18 protein-coding genes are annotated in these 18,009 nt (G+C 62.5%); 8 read left to right on the top strand and 10 right to left on the bottom strand.

Features of this window, described 5'->3' with window-relative positions:
* Positions 1 to 3 precede the first annotated feature (3 nt).
* Both BM317_RS23295 and BM317_RS23290 read right to left on the bottom strand, forming a co-directional pair.
* Entirely contained in the window at positions 4 to 1,239 is a 1,236-nt protein-coding gene (locus BM317_RS23295; RefSeq protein ID WP_092476448.1) for a TIGR03862 family flavoprotein, read from the bottom strand.
* 279 nt (positions 1,240 to 1,518) lie between these two features.
* Positions 1,519 to 2,439, bottom strand: a complete 921-nt coding sequence (locus tag BM317_RS23290) for a histone deacetylase family protein (RefSeq protein WP_092476446.1) — start codon at positions 2,437 to 2,439, stop codon at positions 1,519 to 1,521.
* A 73-nt stretch (positions 2,440 to 2,512) separates the two neighbouring features.
* On the opposite strand from BM317_RS23290, the gene BM317_RS23285 reads away from it, so the two are divergent.
* The 3 genes from BM317_RS23285 to BM317_RS23275 all read left to right on the top strand — a co-directional run bounded on the left by BM317_RS23285 (position 2,513) and on the right by BM317_RS23275 (position 4,647).
* On the top strand, positions 2,513 to 3,082 hold the full coding sequence (locus BM317_RS23285; protein WP_092476473.1) for a GNAT family N-acetyltransferase: 570 nt from the start codon (positions 2,513 to 2,515) through the stop codon (positions 3,080 to 3,082).
* 105 nt (positions 3,083 to 3,187) lie between these two features.
* Positions 3,188 to 4,057, top strand: a complete 870-nt coding sequence (gene tesB / locus BM317_RS23280) for an acyl-CoA thioesterase II (RefSeq protein WP_072411434.1) — start codon at positions 3,188 to 3,190, stop codon at positions 4,055 to 4,057.
* The gene (locus BM317_RS23275) at positions 4,054 to 4,647 is read left to right on the top strand and encodes an HAD family hydrolase (RefSeq protein ID WP_092173979.1); all 594 of its coding nucleotides are present in this window, start codon (positions 4,054 to 4,056) and stop codon (positions 4,645 to 4,647) included. The genes tesB and BM317_RS23275 overlap by 4 nt, the downstream gene beginning before the upstream one ends.
* Before the next feature lie 141 nt (positions 4,648 to 4,788).
* On the opposite strand, the gene BM317_RS23270 is transcribed toward BM317_RS23275, so the two are convergent.
* Both BM317_RS23270 and BM317_RS23265 read right to left on the bottom strand, forming a co-directional pair.
* Positions 4,789 to 5,736 carry an alpha/beta fold hydrolase gene (locus tag BM317_RS23270; RefSeq protein ID WP_092476443.1) on the bottom strand — a complete coding sequence of 316 codons (948 nt, stop codon included), beginning with the start codon at positions 5,734 to 5,736 and terminating at the stop codon, positions 4,789 to 4,791.
* Positions 5,737 to 6,621, bottom strand: coding sequence for a KPN_02809 family neutral zinc metallopeptidase (locus BM317_RS23265; protein ID WP_092173988.1), 885 nt, complete (start codon positions 6,619 to 6,621; stop codon positions 5,737 to 5,739).
* 252 nt (positions 6,622 to 6,873) lie between these two features.
* On the opposite strand from BM317_RS23265, the gene BM317_RS23260 reads away from it, so the two are divergent.
* The gene (locus BM317_RS23260) at positions 6,874 to 7,752 is read left to right on the top strand and encodes a DMT family transporter (protein ID WP_092173992.1); all 879 of its coding nucleotides are present in this window, start codon (positions 6,874 to 6,876) and stop codon (positions 7,750 to 7,752) included.
* Positions 7,753 to 7,944: 192 nt separating this feature from the next.
* Here BM317_RS23260 and BM317_RS23255 read toward each other — a convergent pair whose 3' ends face one another.
* Positions 7,945 to 9,282 (bottom strand): MFS transporter, encoded by a 1,338-nt coding sequence (locus BM317_RS23255; protein ID WP_092173996.1) that lies wholly within the window; start codon positions 9,280 to 9,282, stop codon positions 7,945 to 7,947.
* A 271-nt stretch (positions 9,283 to 9,553) separates the two neighbouring features.
* On the opposite strand from BM317_RS23255, the gene quiC reads away from it, so the two are divergent.
* A complete protein-coding gene (gene quiC, locus BM317_RS23250) occupies positions 9,554 to 11,455 on the top strand; it encodes a 3-dehydroshikimate dehydratase QuiC (protein ID WP_092174000.1) in 1,902 nt (633 codons plus the stop codon).
* A gap of 103 nt (positions 11,456 to 11,558) precedes the next feature.
* Positions 11,559 to 12,236 (top strand): TetR/AcrR family transcriptional regulator, encoded by a 678-nt coding sequence (locus BM317_RS23245; RefSeq protein ID WP_092476441.1) that lies wholly within the window; start codon positions 11,559 to 11,561, stop codon positions 12,234 to 12,236.
* Positions 12,237 to 12,371: 135 nt separating this feature from the next.
* On the opposite strand, the gene BM317_RS23240 is transcribed toward BM317_RS23245, so the two are convergent.
* The 4 genes from BM317_RS23240 to BM317_RS23225 all read right to left on the bottom strand — a co-directional run bounded on the left by BM317_RS23240 (position 12,372) and on the right by BM317_RS23225 (position 16,341).
* Entirely contained in the window at positions 12,372 to 13,229 is an 858-nt protein-coding gene (locus BM317_RS23240; protein ID WP_092174009.1) for a shikimate dehydrogenase, read from the bottom strand.
* Positions 13,229 to 13,669 carry a type II 3-dehydroquinate dehydratase gene (gene aroQ, locus BM317_RS23235; RefSeq protein ID WP_092476439.1) on the bottom strand — a complete coding sequence of 147 codons (441 nt, stop codon included), beginning with the start codon at positions 13,667 to 13,669 and terminating at the stop codon, positions 13,229 to 13,231. The genes BM317_RS23240 and aroQ overlap by 1 nt, the downstream gene beginning before the upstream one ends.
* 300 nt (positions 13,670 to 13,969) lie before the next feature.
* Positions 13,970 to 15,049 (bottom strand): tRNA (uridine(54)-C5)-methyltransferase TrmA, encoded by a 1,080-nt coding sequence (trmA, locus tag BM317_RS23230; protein WP_092476437.1) that lies wholly within the window; start codon positions 15,047 to 15,049, stop codon positions 13,970 to 13,972.
* Entirely contained in the window at positions 15,046 to 16,341 is a 1,296-nt protein-coding gene (locus tag BM317_RS23225) for an NCS2 family permease (RefSeq protein ID WP_092174016.1), read from the bottom strand. Before BM317_RS23225 ends, trmA begins: the two co-directional genes overlap by 4 nt.
* Positions 16,342 to 16,545: 204 nt before the next feature.
* Here BM317_RS23225 and BM317_RS23220 point away from each other — a divergent pair, with 204 nt between their 5' ends.
* The gene (locus BM317_RS23220; RefSeq protein ID WP_092174019.1) at positions 16,546 to 16,998 is read left to right on the top strand and encodes a DUF4879 domain-containing protein; all 453 of its coding nucleotides are present in this window, start codon (positions 16,546 to 16,548) and stop codon (positions 16,996 to 16,998) included.
* Positions 16,999 to 17,147: 149 nt separating this feature from the next.
* The gene (locus BM317_RS23215) at positions 17,148 to 17,714 is read left to right on the top strand and encodes a DJ-1 family glyoxalase III (protein ID WP_092174023.1); all 567 of its coding nucleotides are present in this window, start codon (positions 17,148 to 17,150) and stop codon (positions 17,712 to 17,714) included.
* 6 nt (positions 17,715 to 17,720) lie between these two features.
* Here the strand turns inward: BM317_RS23215 and BM317_RS23210 are convergent, their stop codons facing one another.
* Positions 17,721 to 18,008 carry a HigA family addiction module antitoxin gene (locus BM317_RS23210; RefSeq protein WP_025215593.1) on the bottom strand — a complete coding sequence of 96 codons (288 nt, stop codon included), beginning with the start codon at positions 18,006 to 18,008 and terminating at the stop codon, positions 17,721 to 17,723.
* Position 18,009 lies beyond the last annotated feature (1 nt).

The following is an 18,009-nucleotide window of genomic DNA, read 5'->3' as shown; positions in this document are numbered from 1 at the left end:
CGATCACTGCCTCAAGAATTCCACCATCCCCAATCCCGCTGCCCGGCCACTGGCAAAACAGGCCGTGAGCAGGTAGCCGCCGGTCGGCGCTTCCCAGTCGAGCATTTCCCCGGCGCAGAACACGCCGGGTATCTGCTTGAGCATCAGGCGTTCGTCCAGGGCTTGGAACGTCACGCCACCGGCACTGCTGATGGCTTCGTCCAAGGGGCGGGGCTTCACGAGGGTGACCGGCAAGGCCTTGATGGCCTGGGCCAGCCGCGCCGGGTCAGCAAAGCAATCGGCTGGCGTGAGTTCGCGCAGCAGCGCGGCCTTGACCCCGTCGATCCCCAGCTGGCTGTGCAAGTGCTTGGCCATCGAGCGTGAACCGCGAGGCTTGCTCAGGGCTTGCTGGATTTTATCCACAGGTCGGCCCGGCAGCAGGTCCAGATGAATGGTCGCACTGCCATGCTGGTTGATCGCTTCGCGAATCGGTGCCGACAGGGCATAGATCAGGCTGCCTTCGAGGCCGGTAGCGGTGAGCACGCATTCGCCGAGGCGTGGTACATCGTCGTTCAGGCCCATGGCGATGTTCTTGAGGGGGGCGCCAGCGAATTTGCTGATCATCAGGTCGCTCCAGGCCTCTACCTCGAACCCGCAGTTGCTGGGTTGCAGTGGCGCCAGGGCTACGCCGCGTTGTTCCAGCGGTAGCATCCAGGCGCCGTCGGAGCCCAGGCGCGACCAACTGCCGCCGCCCAACGCCAGCAAGGTGGCCTTGGGGTGCAGGATTTTGTCGCCTTCCGGGGAGGCAATGCGCAAGCTGCCATCCGGGGTCCAGCCGAGCCAGCGATGACGCGTGTGGATCACCACGCCAGCATCGCGCAGGCGCTTGAGCCAGGCGCGCAACAGCGGGGCGGCCTTCATGTCGGTGGGAAATACCCGCCCGGAGCTGCCGACAAAGGTGTCGATGCCCAGCCCGTGGATCCATGTGCATAACTCATCTGCCCCGAATGCCCGCAACAGCGCCGCGAGGTTTGGCGCGCGTTCGGCGTAGCGGGACAGGAAAGCCGGGAAGGCTTCGGAGTGGGTGATGTTCATGCCGCCCACGCCGGCCAGCAGGAATTTCCTGCCCACCGATGGCATGCCGTCGTACAGGTCGACTCGCAGGCCGGCCTGGCTCAACACCTCGGCCGCCATCAGGCCAGCGGGGCCGCCGCCGATGATGGCGATGTTTGGTGTGTAGGATTGGGTGGCTTGGGTCATGGCAATTGGTGAGGCTGGGGAATAAGCCGCGCATTCTATCAGCACAGATCTCTGTGGGAGCGGGCTTGCTCGCGAAGGCGGTGTGACAGTCGGATATCCATGTAGCTGATACACCGCTTTCGCGAGCAAGCCCGCTCCCACACTTGTATGCGGTGTTCTTGAGAGGTGTGATCAAAAAATAGCCAAGCGTTCGCAAGCTATAGGCAACATAGCCTGTAGGCCGTTTCGCTCAGGTTATCCACAGGCCGCTCCACAGGCATTGTGGGTAAAGCCCAGGTTTCAGTGACAACCTGATGACGTCCAGACCCTTTGTGCGCTGTGGTGCAGGATCCCGTGGCGGCGAGCCAGGGCCTGACGATCCTTGCTGTAGCCACCGCCGATCACGCCGACCACCGGGATGTCGCGGCCCAGGCAATGGCGCATGACGCTCTCGTCCCGGGCGGCGAGGCCTTCGTCGGTCAGTTTCAGATAGCCGAGGGCATCGTCCTTGTGCACATCGACACCGGCGTCATACAGGACCAGGTCCGGTTGGTAGAGCGGCAGCAGGTAGTTGAGGGCGTCGTCCACCACCTTCAGGTAGGCGGCGTCCTCCATGCCCATCGGCAGGGGAATGTCCCAATCGCTGTGCGCCTTGCGTGCGGGAAAATTCTTTTCGCAGTGCAAGGAAACTGTCACGGCGTCCGGGGTGTCATGGAGTATTCGGGCGGTGCCGTCGCCCTGATGCACATCGCAATCGAAAATCAGCACCCGCGAAACCCGACCGCTGGCCAGGAAATAACGGCTGATCACCGCCAGGTCGTTGAAAATGCAGAACCCGGCCGGGTGGTCGTAGTGGGCGTGATGGGTGCCGCCGGCCAAGTGACAGGCCAGTCCGTGTTCGAGGGCCTGTTCGGCCGCCAGCAGCGAACCGCCCACGGCGCGCACCGTTCGGCGGGCCAGGGCCTCGCTCCAGGGCAGGCCAAGTCGCCGTTGGTCTTCGCGGGACAACTCGCCGCCCATGTAGCGTTCGATATAGGCACGGTCGTGGGCCAGGGCGAGGATGTCCGGCGGACACAGCGATGGGCGCAACAGGTCCGCGTCGCGAGTCAGGCCGCTGTCCACCAGGTGATCGCGCAGCAGGCGAAACTTGTCCATGGGGAAACGGTGTTCCGCCGGGAATTCGGGGCTGTAGTCTTCGTGATAGATCAGCGGCAGCGGCATGGTGTTTTCAGCGGTGATTGAGTGACGGATCCTACCAGCGATGTAGACTCAGGGGCATGGAAGAGGAATGAAAATGGAGCCGATACTGGAACTGGAAAGCGCACGGCTGCTTTTGCGGCAGTGGCGCGATGATGACTTGCCGGAATTTGCCGCCATGTGCGCCGACCCGCAGGTGATGCGTTATTTCCCGGCGCGCCTGAGCCGTCTGGAAAGCGCCGCCCTGATCGGCCGCGTGCGGGGGCATTTCGCCGAGCACGGTTTTGGCTTGTGGGCGCTGGAACGCAAGGACACCGGGGCCTTCATTGGCTTTACCGGGCTCGGTGTGGTCGGGTTCGACGCGCCGTTCACGCCGGCCATCGAAATCGGCTGGCGCCTGGCCCGGGAGCATTGGGGCCTGGGGTATGCCAGCGAAGCGGCGTGGACCGCCCTGCGTTGTGCCTTCGACCAGTTGACGCTGGACGAAGTGGTGGCGTTCACCGCCGTCGATAACCTGCCCTCGCAAAAGGTCATGCAGGCCATTGGCATGCAGCACGACCCGGAGGATGATTTCGAGCACCCGACACTCGCCGTCGGTCATCCATTGCGTCACCATGTGCTCTATCGCATCAATCGTGAGCAGTGGTTGCAGACCCTTCACGGTTAGCCGACACGGACGTTTACAATGCCCGTCCAAATGGCCCGGGCCAACCATCGATCCACCGCCGCAGCGTAGACTGCGCGGTCATTGCGCTGTGTGAGGAAAGTCTGAATGAGCCACGTGTTGGAAGATCTGGTCGACCTGCTGACCCTGGAACCGATCGAAGAGAACCTGTTTCGCGGTCGCAGCCAGGATCTGGGGTTTCGCCAGTTGTTCGGCGGCCAGGTGCTGGGCCAGTCGTTGTCGGCGGCCAGCCAGACCGTGGAAGAGGCGCGCCATGTGCATTCGATGCACGGTTATTTCCTGCGTCCGGGCGATGCCGCGCTGCCGGTGGTCTATCAGGTGGACCGGGTGCGCGACGGGGGCAGCTTCAGCACCCGCCGGGTGACGGCGATCCAGAAGGGCAACCCGATTTTCACCTGCAGTGCGTCGTTCCAGTACGACGAACAGGGCTTTGAACACCAGAGCACCATGCCGCAAGTCGTCGGCCCGGAAAACCTGCCGTCCGAGCTGGAACTGACCCAGCAGCGCGCGCACCTGCTGCCCGAGCACATGCGCGAAAAACTGCTATGCCCCAAGCCGATCGAGGTGCGCCCGGTCACCGAAAAAGACCCTTACAACCCGCAACCGGCCGACCCGGTGAAATACGTGTGGTTCCGTGCCGATGGCGCCCTGGCGGACTCGCCGGCCTTGCACAAATACCTGCTGGCCTACGCCTCGGACTTCGGCCTGCTGACCACTTCGCTGCTGCCCCATGGCAAATCGGTGTGGCACAAGGATATGCAGGTCGCCAGCCTCGATCACGCCTTGTGGTTCCATGCCGACCTGCGCGCCGATGACTGGTTGCTCTACGCCATGGATAGCCCGTGGGCCGGCAATTCCCGTGGATTCTCCCGGGGCAGCGTGTTCAACCGCGCCGGGCAATTGGTGGCCTCGGTCACCCAGGAAGGCTTGATTCGCCACCGCAAGGACTGGGCATGAGCCTGTCCGAGGTTCGTCACTGGGTGTTCGACATGGATGGCACGCTGACCATTGCCGTGCATGACTTCGCGGCAATCCGCGTGGCCCTGGCGATTCCGCCCGAAGATGACATCCTCACTCATCTGGCAGGGTTGCCCGCCGAGGAAGCGGCGGCCAAGCATGCCTGGTTGCTGGAACACGAACGGGACCTGGCGCTGGGCTCCAAGCCTGCGCCGGGGGCGGTCGAGCTGGTGCGAGAACTGGCCGGGCGCGGCTATCGCCTGGGGATCCTGACCCGCAACGCCCGCGAACTGGCCCACGTGACCCTGGAGGCCATTGGCCTGGCGGACTGTTTCGCCGTGGAGGATGTCCTGGGCCGCGACGAGGCACCGCCCAAGCCACATCCTGGTGGCCTGTTGAAACTGGCCGAGGCCTGGAACGTGGCGCCGGACACGCTGGTGATGGTGGGTGACTACCGCTTCGATCTGGACTGTGGCCGGGCAGCGGGTGCGCGGACGGTGTTGGTGAACCTGCCGGATAATCCATGGCCGGAGCTGACGGATTGGCATGCACGCGATTGTGTCGAGTTGCGGCGGATGCTTTTGGCTTGAGATGGGTGGTGACTGACCCGCCGCCTTCGCGAGCAAGCCCGCTCCCACAGGAGGGTTGTCGATTACAGAATCTGTGTTCGACACAAATCTATTGTGGGAGCGGGCTTGCTCGCGAAAGGGCCTTCCTAGTCGACACAAAGCTTACTGCCCGAACAACGCCTTCAGCCCCTCCGGCGAATTGAACATCCCGCTCCCATCGTGCCCAACCCCCGGCACCTCGATCAGCCGCTGGTTCAATCCCACTGGATGACGCCGGGTCAGGTAGTCGAAAAAGAAATGCCCGCGCAGTAACCGGTACGCGCCCTGGGTTTGCGCTTCACAGCCCTTGTCCAGCGCCGGATGCTCCGGGTCGATGTCCTGTTGCCCCAGTAGATAGACGATGTCGTGCTGAACGTAGTTTGCTTCCAGCTGAGTGGGCGTCTGCCCGGCGGCATAGGCGGGCAGGTCCTGCAGGCCGTATTTCCAGCGATTGAAACCTGGGCAACTGGCCGGGTCGAAGGCCATGGGCCGTTGGGCATCGAAATAGGCATAGGACGACGGGTTGGCGATGACAAACCGCGGTTTGATCCGGTATTGGCCTTGGGCGAGCAGGGCATAGCGCTGCACCACCTGGGCGCCGCCGGAATGGCCGGCGATGACGATCTCCTTCACTTCCGGAAACTGCTGCCGGTCACTGACCCGCGCAACGATGTCATCGAGCACTTGGAAGGAACTGACCGGATTCGGCCCTGTGGATAAACCACCGGCCATCCAGTCGTTGCCGTGCCAGCGCAAAAGGTCGTTGGGCAATTGATGCCGGGCCACGTCCTGCTCGTTGAGAAACTGCGGGGCGATGATCAGGGTCGTGGCCAATTGACCCGCCTGCTCGGCGGCTTTTTCGGCGCTGTGCAGGTAGGTCTCGGCATTGCGCAGCCGACCATGGAGGATGATCAGCACGCGCTGGATGGACGCCGGGGGCGGGCTGACGGCGACGGTCATGGCGCCGCCCTTGAGTTGCAGGCGCCCTTGGGCGACCACGTTGACGCCGTGTTCCTCGGCCTGGGCAACGGTGCAGCACAGCACCAGCCCGATCAACGCGCGCCACTTCATCTACAGGTTTTTCGCCGCGAACGTGTCGCACTGGCTGACCTGGCCCTGGGCGAAGCCGGTCTTGAACCAGCGCACCCGCTGCGCCGAAGTGCCGTGGGTGAAGGAGTCCGGCACTACGCGGCCCTGGCCTTGTTGCTGCAAGCGGTCGTCGCCGATGGCGTTGGCGGCGGTCAAGGCCTCCTCGATGTCCCCCGGCTCCAGCCAGTTCAGGCGTTTTTGCGCATGGTTGGCCCAGACGCCTGCCAGGCAATCGGCCTGCAATTCCTGGCGCACCAACAAGCCGCCGTCGCCTTCCATCTGCCGGCCTTGCTGGCGGGCTTCCTGGATCTTCGCCGATACTCCCAGCAGCGTCTGCACGTGGTGGCCGACTTCGTGGGCAATGACGTAGGCCTGGGCGAAATCGCCAGCGGCGGCGAAACGTTGGGACATTTCCTTGAAGAAGCTCATGTCCAGGTAGACCTGGCGGTCCGCCGGGCAATAGAACGGACCTGTCGCCGAGGAGGCCAGGCCGCAGGCCGAGTTGACTCGACCGCTGAACAACACCAGTTTGGGTTGCTGGTACTGGCGTCCGGCCTGTTGGAAAACCTGGCCCCAGGTGTCTTCGGTATCGCCGAGGATCGAGCGCACGAATTCGGCCTGTTCATCGTTGGCCGGTGGCGCCTGGCGGGTTTGTGAAGTGGCAGGCGCGGACTGGTCCATCTGCCCGGCCAGTTGCCCGAGAATCTGCATCGGGTCTTGGCCAGTGATCCAGCCAATGCCGACGATCAGGAGAATGGCGGTCAGGCTCAATCCCTTGCCGCCACCGAAACGCATTCCGCCACCGCCCCCACCTTCACCACGGGCGTCCACCACGTTGTCACTGCGGCGACCTTTTTTCCATAACATGTGGGAAGTCCTCTGAATGACTCTGCTGGAAATGACTGCTGTGGCAGTGAGTCTAGCTTTTAGGCGCCCAAGGTGCGCGCCACGCTTGAGCTGTCAGGCAACGGACACGGGTTTTGGTTCAGCGGTGAGCCAATCCTGCCTGGCGCCGGAATTTTCATTACACTTCGGATTCAGAACTTATCGGCATGCTCGCTGGCCCAACAACTGCAACGTGCGTCACGGCCCCTACATCAAGCAACGCAGGTTTCCCTCATGACCGTCAGCACACCGCTCTCCGGCGTCAATCAGGCTTTCAAGGGCATCGTGCTTATTCTGGTCGCAACGTTCCTGTTCTCCAGTCATGACGCGTTGTCCAAATACCTGTCGGGTTTTTATCCGATCATCATGGTGGTATGGGCACGTTACGTGGTGCACACCTTGTTGATGGCAGGTATCTTCCTGCCGCGCTCGGGGCTGCGGGTGCTACGTACCAAGCGCCCGTTGTGGCAGTTGGCCCGGGCGTTGTGCCTGCTGGGCACCAGTCTGTTTTTCACCACTGCATTGATGTTCATCCCACTGGCAGAGGCGACGGCGGTCAACTTCCTCGCGCCCGTGCTGGTGACTGCGTTGTCGGTGCCGTTGCTGGGCGAACACGTGACGCGCGGTCAATGGATCGCGGTGATCTTCGGTTTTATCGGGGTGTTGATCATCGTCCATCCCGGTGGCGATCTGTTCACCCCGGCGGTGTTGTTGCCTTTCTGTTCGGCGTTGTTTTTCTGTTTCTACCAACTGCTCACGCGCAAGCTCAGCGAGATCGACAGCCCGACCACCAGCAATTTCTTCGCCGGTCTGTGCAACACGTTGGTGATGAGCGCGCTGGTGCCGTTCTTCTGGCAAGTGCCGAGCCTGATGCACGGAATGATGATGTTGGCGCTGGGGGCCTGCGGGATGACCGCGCACCTGATGCTGACCCAGGCCTTCCGCTTTGCCGCCCCGGCGCTGCTCGCGCCGTTCGGGTATTGCCAGATCGTGTTTGCCGGCCTGCTGGGCTGGTTGTTCTTCAGCCATACGCCGACGCTGACCACCGTGGTGGGCATCGCCCTGATTTGCTTGAGTGGGTTGGCGGCGGCGTGGCAACAGCGGCGTAAGTAAATAGACCTGTTTGGTCCGGGACATGGTGGACCCTATGGTGAGGGGATTTATCACCGTTGGGCTGCGCAGCAGCCCCAAAACAATCAGCTCGATTGGCCTGACACACCGAGTTGCCTGATTTCAGGTCTGCTGCGCAGCCCAGCGGGGATAAATCCCCTCGCCACAAAGTTGGGTTCCAACCTCAATAACTCATCAGCTTTCCAGCGTCGGCACCTTGCGCGGCGCCATGAAGTACAGCCAGGTCAGGGCAATGAAGTACATCGCTGGAATCAGGGTGAACAGCACGGTGTAGTTGTTGTTGGTGATCGTGAGGATGTGGCCCACCAACTGGGTCATGAACATCCCGCCGATGGCCGCGCACATGCCGCCGAAGCCGAACACCGTACTCATCATGTGCTTGGGCGTGTAGTCCATCACCAGGCTCCAGATGTTGGCGGTCCAGGCCTGGTGCGCGCCGATGGCCAGGGAAATGGCGAACACCGCCATCCACAGGTTGCTTGCGCCGGCGGCCATGATCACGCCGATGATGCAGCAGGCGAACAGCAGCATGGACACCAGGCGCGCCTTGATCGGATTGAGGCCGCGACCGATCAGGAACGAAGACAGGATCCCGCCGCCCACGCTGCCGAAGTCGGCGGTGAGGTAGATGATGATCAGCGGGATGCCCATCTGGGTCACGTTGATGCCCAGGTTGTATTGCTGGTTCAGGAACGGCGGCAACCAATAGAGATAGAACCAGAACACCGGCGCGGTGATCGAGTAGGCCAGGGCGAACGCCCAGGTACCGCGCATGCGCAGGATGCGTGAGAACGGTACGCGGACCTGGTCCGGTTCGTCCTGGGCCTGGATGTAGTCCAGCTCCGACTGTTTGACGCTGGGGTGGTCTTCGGGGTTGAAGTATTTCAGGCCCCAGAACAGCAGCCAGATCCCACCCAGGGCGGCCATGCACAGGAACGCGGCCTGCCAGCCCCACACGTGCAGGACCAGCGGCAGCAGCATCGGGGTGAACATCGCGCCAACGTTGGTCCCGGCGTTGAAAATACCGGTGGCCACGGCCCGTTCGCCCGCCGGGAACCACAGTCGGGTGGTCTTCACGCAGGCCGGGTAGTTGGCGGCTTCGGTGAGGCCGAGGATGAAGCGGCAGACCATGAAGCCCACCGCCGACGTCGCCAGGCCATGGGCGCCGGTCGCCAGGCTCCAGAGCAGCACGGCGCAGAAGAACACGCGCTTGACGCCGATCCGGTCGATCAACCGACCCTGTAGCACGAAGCCGACGGCATAACCGACCTGGAACCAGAAGTTGATGTTGGCGTAATCCATCGCCGTCCAGCTCATTTCCTTGGCCAGGATCGGCTGCATGACGCCCAGGGCGGCGCGGTCGATGTAGTTCAGGGTGGTGGCGAAAAACACCAGGGCGAGCATGCCCCAACGGGTCTTGCCCACGGCCATGGCGCCGCGGATCTTGTCACCGACGCTGCCGGTGGAGGCCCCCAGGCCAGGGGCCAGGCGGGAACTTTGGGAAGGAATCATAGCGTGTACCCGTTTTTGAAATTCTTATGGTCGGTCTGGGTCTGTCCATCGACGTCGGCGATCAGGGCTTGCGTCGATGTGGGGAGCGATGGTGCGCAGTGAGCAAAAAATCGTCAATTCGGCAATCGGCATTTTGTTCGATAATCGCCCAAAAAACTAACCGGATGGTACATATTAAATTGCTGAAAGAAACCGGCAGCTCAATAATCGGCTGACTCTTTCAAAAGCGGCGCACCTTTTGTAGCCGATGCCTGTCCCGGGAGCCGAAGTCATGCAGCGTTCCATTGCCACCGTATCCTTGAGCGGTACCTTGCCGGAAAAACTCGAAGCCATTGCCGCCGCCGGTTTTGACGGGGTGGAAATCTTCGAGAACGACCTTCTCTATTACGATGGCAGCCCGCGGGAAATCAGGCAGATGTGCGCCGACCTGGGCATCGCCATCACCTTGTTCCAACCGTTTCGTGACTTCGAAGGCTGCCGTCGCGATCGTCTGTCGCGCAACCTGGAGCGGGCCGAGCGCAAGTTCGACTTGATGCAGGAACTGGGCACCGACCTGGTGCTGGTGTGCAGCAACGCCTCGGCCGACAGCGTCGGCGATGAACAGATCCTGATCGATGACCTGCGCCTGCTGGCCGAACGGGCCGGTGCGCGGGGCTTGCGTATCGGTTACGAAGCGCTGGCCTGGGGCCGCCACGTGAATACTTATCAACAGGTCTGGAACATCGTGCGTCAGGCCGATCACCCCAGCCTTGGCGTATTGCTAGACAGCTTCCATACCTTGTCCCTCAAGGGCGACCCGAGGGCGATCGCCGAGATCCCGGGCGACAAGATCTTCTTCGTGCAGATGGCCGATGCGCCGATCCTGGCCATGGATGTCCTGGAGTGGAGCCGGCATTTCCGTTGTTTCCCGGGGCAGGGCGAATTCGACTTGCCTGGGTTCCTGGCGCCGATCATCAAGAGTGGTTATACCGGGCCGCTGTCGCTGGAGATCTTCAACGACGGCTTCCGCGCCGCGCCGCCACGGGCCAATGCCGCCGACGGCCTGCGCTCGCTGCTGTACCTGGAAGAAAAGACCCGCCAACGCCTGGCCGAAGAGGCGAGCGTCGTTGGCAATGCCGACATCCTGTTCGCCACCCCGCCGGCCAGCGAATATGACGGCATCGAATTCCTCGAGTTCGCCGTGGACGATAGCCTCGGTGCCAAGCTCTCCCATTGGCTGGAGCGGCTGGGATTCGTCAAGGCCGGCCAGCATCGTTCGAAGAATGTCAGTCTGCTGCGCCAGGGTGATATCAACCTGATCCTCAACAGCGAACCGTACTCCTTCGCCCACAGTTTTTTCGAAGCCCACGGGCCTTCGTTGTGCGCCACCGCCGTGCGCGTGAAAAACAGTGCCAGCGCCTTGGCGCGGGCCATTGCCTACAAGGGCCAGCCCTATCGCGGACTGGTGGGGCCCAATGAGCTGGAGCTGGCGGCGGTGCGTGCACCGGACGGCAGCCTGATCTACCTGGTGGACCAGGAAGCCGACGTCTACGGCACCGATTTCAACCTGCAGCCGGGGGCTGTCATCGGGGCCGGGCTCAAGCGTATCGACCACATGGCTATGGCGCTGCCGGCCGACAGCCTCGACAGTTGGGTGCTGTTCTACAAGAGCCTGCTGGATTTCGAGGCCGACGACGAAGTCGTCTTGCCCGACCCCTATGGCCTGGTGAAAAGCCGTGCGCTGCGCAGCCGCTGCAGTTCGATCCGCTTGCCGCTGAACATTTCCGAGAACCGCAACACCGCGATCTCCCACGCGCTGTCGAGTTATCGCGGCTCCGGCGTGCATCACATCGCCTTCGATTGCGACGACATCTTCGCCCAGGTCAGTCGTGCCAAAGAGGCGGGCGTGCCGTTGCTGGACATCCCGCTCAATTACTACGACGACCTGGCGGCGCGTTTCGATTTCGACGACGAGTTCCTTAGCGAACTGGCCTATTTCAACGTGCTGTACGATCGCGACGCCCAGGGTGGCGAGCTGTTCCACGTTTACACCGAGCCGTTCGAGGGGCGGTTTTTCTTTGAGATCATCCAGCGCAAGAACGGTTACGCCGGTTATGGCGCCGCCAACGTCGCGGTGCGTCTGGCGGCCATGGCCAAGTCCCGCAGCGGTGGCTTGCGGCACGCCAAGTTGTAGAGAAATCGTAAACGCGGCGGTAATGGGCAGTGTCGTGGCTTCCTTCAGTGCACGGTGCGGCCCATAATCGCCAGCTTGTGCAGTGATGGCCGTGAGCCCCGCAATGACTATGAATCCAGAGCTTTCCGCAGCGCTCGACGAACCCGTCGCCACGCCGCGCAAGAGTCGCAAGAACAACCCGGAAAAGACCCGGGAAAACATTCTTCAGGAAGCCATCGTCGAGTTCGTCCAGCAAGGCCTGGCCGGCGCCCGGGTCGATGCCATCGCCGAGCGCATCCACACTTCCAAGCGCATGATCTACTACTACTTCGGCAGCAAGGAGCAGTTGTACGTCGAGGTGCTGGAAAAACTCTACGGGGATATCCGCACCACCGAGAGCCGCTTGCACCTGGCGGAACTGGCCCCGATCGACGCGATCCGGCGCCTGGTGGAATTCACCTTCGACCACCACGACCGCAACGTGGATTTCGTACGCATCGTCTGCATCGAGAATATCCACAACGCCGAGTACGTGAAGCAGTCAGGCGCGATCAAGGCGATGACCAACACTATCCTCGATTCCCTGGGGGTGATCCTGCGTCGCGGCGCCGAAGAGGGCGTGTTCCGTGCCGGCCTCGAGCCGCTGGATATACACCTGCTGATCAGCTCGTTCTGTTTCTACCGGGTGTCCAACCGCCAGACGTTCGGTGAAATCTTTCAGATCGACCTGTCGGATGAAGCGGTCAAGCAGCGGCATCGGCAGATGGTTTGTGAGTCGGTGTTGCGCTACTTGCAGCCCTGACACCGAACCGAATGTGGGAGCGGGCTTGTGTGGGAGCGAGCTTGCTCGCGATAGCGGTCGATCAGCCAACACCGATTGTGACTGAGACACCGTCATCGCGAGCGAGCTCGCTCCCACAGGGATAATCATCAGGTTTTAGTGATTCATGCTTTGAAAATGCGCCAGCATCCGCTGCGCATCCGGCGCCACGCCACTGAACAGTTCGAACGCCTTCACCGCCTGGAACACTGCCATATTGCCGCCATCCAGGGTGCGGCAGCCGATGGCGCGGGCGTTGCGCAGCAGTTCGGTTTCCAGAGGGAAGTAGACGATTTCCGCGACCCACAAGGCGCCCCGCAACAGCTCGACGGGCACCGGCATGCCCGGTAGTTTCGCCATGCCCATGGGGGTGGTGTTCACCAGGCCGTCGGCCTCGGCCATGGCGCTGGGCAGGTCATGCCCGGCGCGAGCGCGGCCTGGGCCGAAGTGTTGGTTCAAGTTGTTGACCAGTGCCTCGGCACGGCTGACCTCGACGTCAAAAATGCTCAGGGTTTCCACGCCCTCCAGCAGCAACGCGTGGGCCACCGCCGCGCCAGCGCCCCCGGCACCCATCTGGACCACGCGCTGGCGCGCCACATCCCCCAGGCCACGGCGAAAACCTTCGGCGAACCCCAGGCAGTCGGTGTTGTGGCCGATACGCTTGCCATCCTTGAGCACCACCGTATTGACCGCGCCGATGCCGCGGGCCTCGGGCGACAACTCATCCAGCAGCGGGATGATCGCCTGCTTGCAGGGGAAGGTGATGTTCAGGCCGGTGAAGTCCATGCGTTCGGCGGCCACCAGCAAGTCAGCCAGGGCGCCGCTGTCGAGTTTCAGCGCGTCGAGGTCGATCAGCCGATAGAGGTAGCGCATGCCTTGGGCATCGCCTTCCTGCTCATGTAGCGCAGGCGTGCGGGACGCCTGGATGCCCGCACCGATCAGGCCGGCCAGCACAGTGATATTCGACATGGACATCAATCCTTCAACCGCTGACTGAAATGTTCAAGGGCCAGGCGATAACCATGGCTGCCAAACCCGCACATCACGCCAATGGCGACGGATGAGACGAAGGAGTGATGGCGGAATGTTTCGCGGGCGTGGACGTTGGACAGGTGGACTTCGATGACCGGTACTTCGCTGGCCACCAGGGCGTCGCGGATCGCCACGGAGGTGTGGGTCCAGGCCGCCGGGTTGATGACGATTCCGGCGCACCGGCCCCGGGCGCCGTGAATCCAGTCCAGCAGTTCGCTTTCCTGGTTGGTCTGGCGAAACTCCACCGCCAAGCCGAATTCTTCAGCGGCGTGGCCACACAGTGCCGAGATGTCGGCCAGGGTTTCATGGCCGTAGGTTGCCGGCTCGCGGGTGCCGAGCAGGTTCAGGTTCGGGCCGTTGAGCACCAGAACGATCGGAGGCATCGCAATTTCTCCACATTTTTATTGTTGGTGTCGGCGGGGGTTCAGCCGGTGGAGATAAATTGTACTAGATGGTTAATTTGGTCAAATAAAGCCGATGACGTCGGGCAATAAGTGTTCGATGATCGAACAATGGGGCTTGCCGAGGTTAAAGGGGGGCATTGTGGCGAGGGGATTTATCCCCGCTCGAGTGCGCAGCGCTCGCAAGCTTTTTGCAGGATTGAAGAGCTTGGGGCTGCTTCGCAGCCCCGCGGGGATAAATCCCCTCGCCACAGGGTAATCCTTCACCTCAAAAGGAAGGGCTTACCGCCGAGTCAACAACACCCCGGATTCCATGTGATGGGTCCAAGGAAATTGATCGAACAACGCGCAACGCGCGATGCGGTGGGTGTCGTTCAGTTGCGCGATGTTCGCGGCGAGGGTGTCTGGGTTGCAGGAGATGTACAGGATGTTGTCGAAGCGCCGGGTCAGCTCGCAGGTATCCGGGTCCATGCCGGCGCGAGGCGGGTCGACGAAGACGCTGCCGAATTCGTAGCTTTTCAGGTCGATGCCCTGCAGGCGGCGGAACGGCCGGACTTCGTTCAGGGCTTCGGTCAGCTCTTCGGCAGAGAGGCGCACCAGCGTGACGTTATCCACAGCGTTTTCGCTGAGATTGCTCAGCGCGGCGTTCACCGAGGTCTTGCTGATTTCGGTCGCCAGGACCTTGCGCACGCGGGTGGCCAGGGGCAGGGTGAAGTTGCCGTTGCCGCAGTACAACTCCAGCAGATCGTCGTTGCGCTCGCCCAAGGCTTCGAATGCCCAGTTGAGCATCTTCTGGTTCACCGTGCCGTTGGGCTGGGTGAAGGCGCCTTCGGGCTGGCGATAGCTGAAAGTGCGGCCGCCCACTTCGAGTTGCTCCACCACATAGTCATGGCCGATCACTTCCCGCTTGCCCTTGGAGCGGCCAATGATGCTCACGCCCAGGTCGGTTGCCAGTTTCGAGGCCGCAGCGTGCCAGTGTTCGTCCAGCGGGCGGTGATAACACAGGGTGATCATCGCGTCGCCCGCCAGGGTGGTCAGGAACTCCACCTGGAACAGCTTATGGCTCAGGGGCGCGCTGGCTTGCCAGGCGGCCTTGAGTTGCGGCATCAACTGGTTGATGCGCAGGCTGGCGATGGGAAATTCCTCGATGAGGATCGGCGTGCGCTTGTCGTCCTGGGAGAACATCGCGTAATGCCGTTCACCGGCCTCGCGCCACAGGCGGAACTCGGCCCGCAGGCGAAAGTTTTTCAGGGGCGAATCGAACACCGCAGGTTCCGGTGCCTCGAACGGAGCCAGCAGGTCACGCAAGCGGGTGACCTTGTCCTGCAACTGAGCGGCGTAGGCCTGGGAATCAAAAGTCATGCGTTGAACCAACCCAACTTGATCACGAACAGGATCGACAGAATGACCAGCGCCGGGTTCAGCTCACGGCCACGGCCAGACACCAGTTTGATGGCGGTCCAGGCGATGAAGCCGAAAGCGATGCCGTTGGCGATGGAATAAGTGAATGGCATCGCCAGGGCGGTGATCACCACCGGGGCGGCGACGGTGATGTCATCCCAGTCGATCTCCGCCAGGCCCGAGGTCATCAGCACGGCGACGAACAGCAAGGCCGGCGCAGTGGCGAAAGGCGGGACGCTGGCGGCCAGTGGCGAGAAGAACAGCGCCAGCAGGAACAGGATCGCCACCACGATGGCGGTCAGGCCGGTGCGCCCGCCGGCGCTGACGCCCGCTGCCGATTCGATGTAACTGGTGGTGGTAGAGGTGCCCAGCAGCGAACCGGCCATGGCGGCGGTGCTGTCGGCGATCAGCGCACGGCCCATCTTCGGCATGTGGCCGTCCTTGCCCATCAGCCCGGCGCGCTTGGCCACGCCGATCAGGGTGCCGGAGTTGTCGAACAGGTCGACGAACAGGAAGGCGAAGATCACGCTCACCAGGCCGATGTCCAGGGCGCCCTTGATATCCAGTTGCAGGAAGGTCGGGGCCAGGGACGGTGGCGCGGAGATGACGCCGCCGAACGGGGTGAAACCCATCAGGATCGAGACAAGGGTGACCGCCAGGATGCCGATCAGCACCGCGCCGCGCACTTTCAGCGCTTCGAGGGCGACGATCAGGACGAAACCGAGGGTCGCGAGGATCGGCGCCGGTTGCTTCAAGTCGCCGAGGCCGACCATGGTCGCCGGGTTTTTCACCACGATGCCGGCATTGTTCAGGGCGATCAGCGCCAGGAACAGGCCGATGCCCGCGGCGATGGCCGAGCGCAGAGGCAGCGGGATGCTGTTGATGATCCACTCGCGGATGCGAAAGATCGACAGCAGGAAGAACAGCACCGCGGAGATGAACACCGCGCCCAGCGCTACTTGCCAGGTATGGCCCATGTGCAGGACCACGGTGTAGGTGAAGAAGGCATTCAGGCCCATGCCCGGGGCGAGGGCGATCGGGTAGTTGGCGATCAGGCCCATGACCGTGGAGCCAATGGCCGCCGCCAGGCAGGTGGCGACGAACACCGCGCCTTTGTCCATGCCGGTTTCGCCAAGGATGCTCGGGTTGACGAACAGGATGTAGGCCATGGCCAGGAAGGTCGTGACGCCCGCCAGGATCTCGGTCCGCACGTTGGTGTTGTGTGCCTTGAGTTGAAACAGCCTTTCCAGCATGTCTGCTCCCCGTGGCGCGCCCGGCGCCGTGAATGTATCGACCTCAACAGCAAAGCACAGGTCGCCAGCGGCGCCCGGGAATTTTCTGCGGGTCGGAAAAAGCCGCGCATCATACCAGCAGCGTAGCGTTGTGGCTGCGATCGTCGTCGATGTTTTGCCAACGCGCCAAGTGGGCCATACTGCGCGCGGTTCCGGGAGGTCTCTATGCTTAAGATGAATAAAAAGCTGCTAGCTGCCGTGGGCTGCGCGCTGGGCCTGTGGTTGCCAGGCCAGGCCGCCCATGCCGCGTCGGCGCCACCCTTGAGTGAGGTCAAGGTGCTCAAGGTCGAGTCGCCGGCCTGCGGCTTCGAGGACATCGTTCCGGGGCAGGCGCAGACGCGTTGCGATCACGGCCCGACGATCAAGGTCTATGTGCTGGAGGTCGGCTATGGCCGTCAACCCCATGTCACCCTGGACGGCTTTGAAGTCGACGGCACCCGCTCGCCGGTGTGCGCGTACAGCAATGGCAATCTCAATGACTGCTCCGTGCGGACCAAGGTCGTCGGCTATTTGTACATCTTCGACCTGAAGGGCAAGCAAGAGGGCACCTTCAGCTTCAGCAACCAGTCGATCAACGCACCGGGCAACCGGATGTCGACCCAGCTGTACATCAAATAATCGCTGGCCCCTGTAGGCACTGTGTAGGAGCTGTCGAGCGAAGCGAGGCTGCGATCTTTCCCCCCGACGCTTGAATCTCAAGCGCATATCAAAAGATCGCAGCCTTCGGCAGCTCCTACACTATAAGCATCACCCAGCGGAGAGCGCCCATGATGCCTGGAACCAAGATCCCCCGAGCCCTGATAGCCGTCGCCGAGGGTGTCGACGACTTGCAGACGGTCACCTTGATCGACGTGCTGCGTCGAGCGCAGATCGAAACCGTGGTGGCGAGCATCGAAGGGAGGCGCATGCTCACCTGCGCCCGCGGCACGCGCCTGACGGCCGATGGCATGCTGGTGGACGTGCTCGCGCAGGATTTCGACCTGGTCGTCCTGCCAGGCGGCATCATCGGCGCCCAGCACCTGGCGGCTCATCAGCCGCTGCAACAACGGCTCAAGGACCAGGCCGCTACCGGGCGTTTCTTCGCCGCCATCGCCGAAGCCCCGGCCCTGGCGCTACAGGCGTCTGGTGTCCTGCGCCAGCGTCGCATGACCTGCTTGCCCGCAGTGAGCCAGCAGTTGTCCGGTTGCAGCTTCGTCGATCAGCCTGTGGTGGTGGACGGCAACTGCATCACCGCCCAAGGCTCGGCCGCTGCCCTGGCGTTCGCCTTGACGCTGGTGGAGCAACTCTGTGGCAAGGGCGTGAGGAGCGTGGTGGCGGCAGAGTTGCTGGCCTGACGGATATCAAGCGTGCAGTGGAAAGGGTTCGATCAAGGGCTGTTCGCGCTGCTCGGCTTGCCACAAATCATAGTCCGTCTGGACGCCCAGCCAGACCCTCGCCTTGCCAATCCCGGCGCGCTCCAGGCGTACGGCCAGATCAGGACTGACAGGCGCATGGCCATGTAACACCCGAGAGAGGTGAGGCCGTGCGAAACCCAAGTGCCGCGCCAGTTCGGTGACGGTGATACCCAGTTCGGGCAATACATCCATCAACAGCGTTTGGCCAGGGTGTGGCGGATTGTGCATGGGCATG

The sequence above is a fragment of the Pseudomonas sp. NFACC24-1 genome, from assembly GCF_900115235.1.
Taxonomy (GTDB): domain Bacteria; phylum Pseudomonadota; class Gammaproteobacteria; order Pseudomonadales; family Pseudomonadaceae; genus Aquipseudomonas; species Aquipseudomonas fluorescens_AA.
This window is presented reverse-complemented; position numbering and strand designations above follow the sequence as displayed.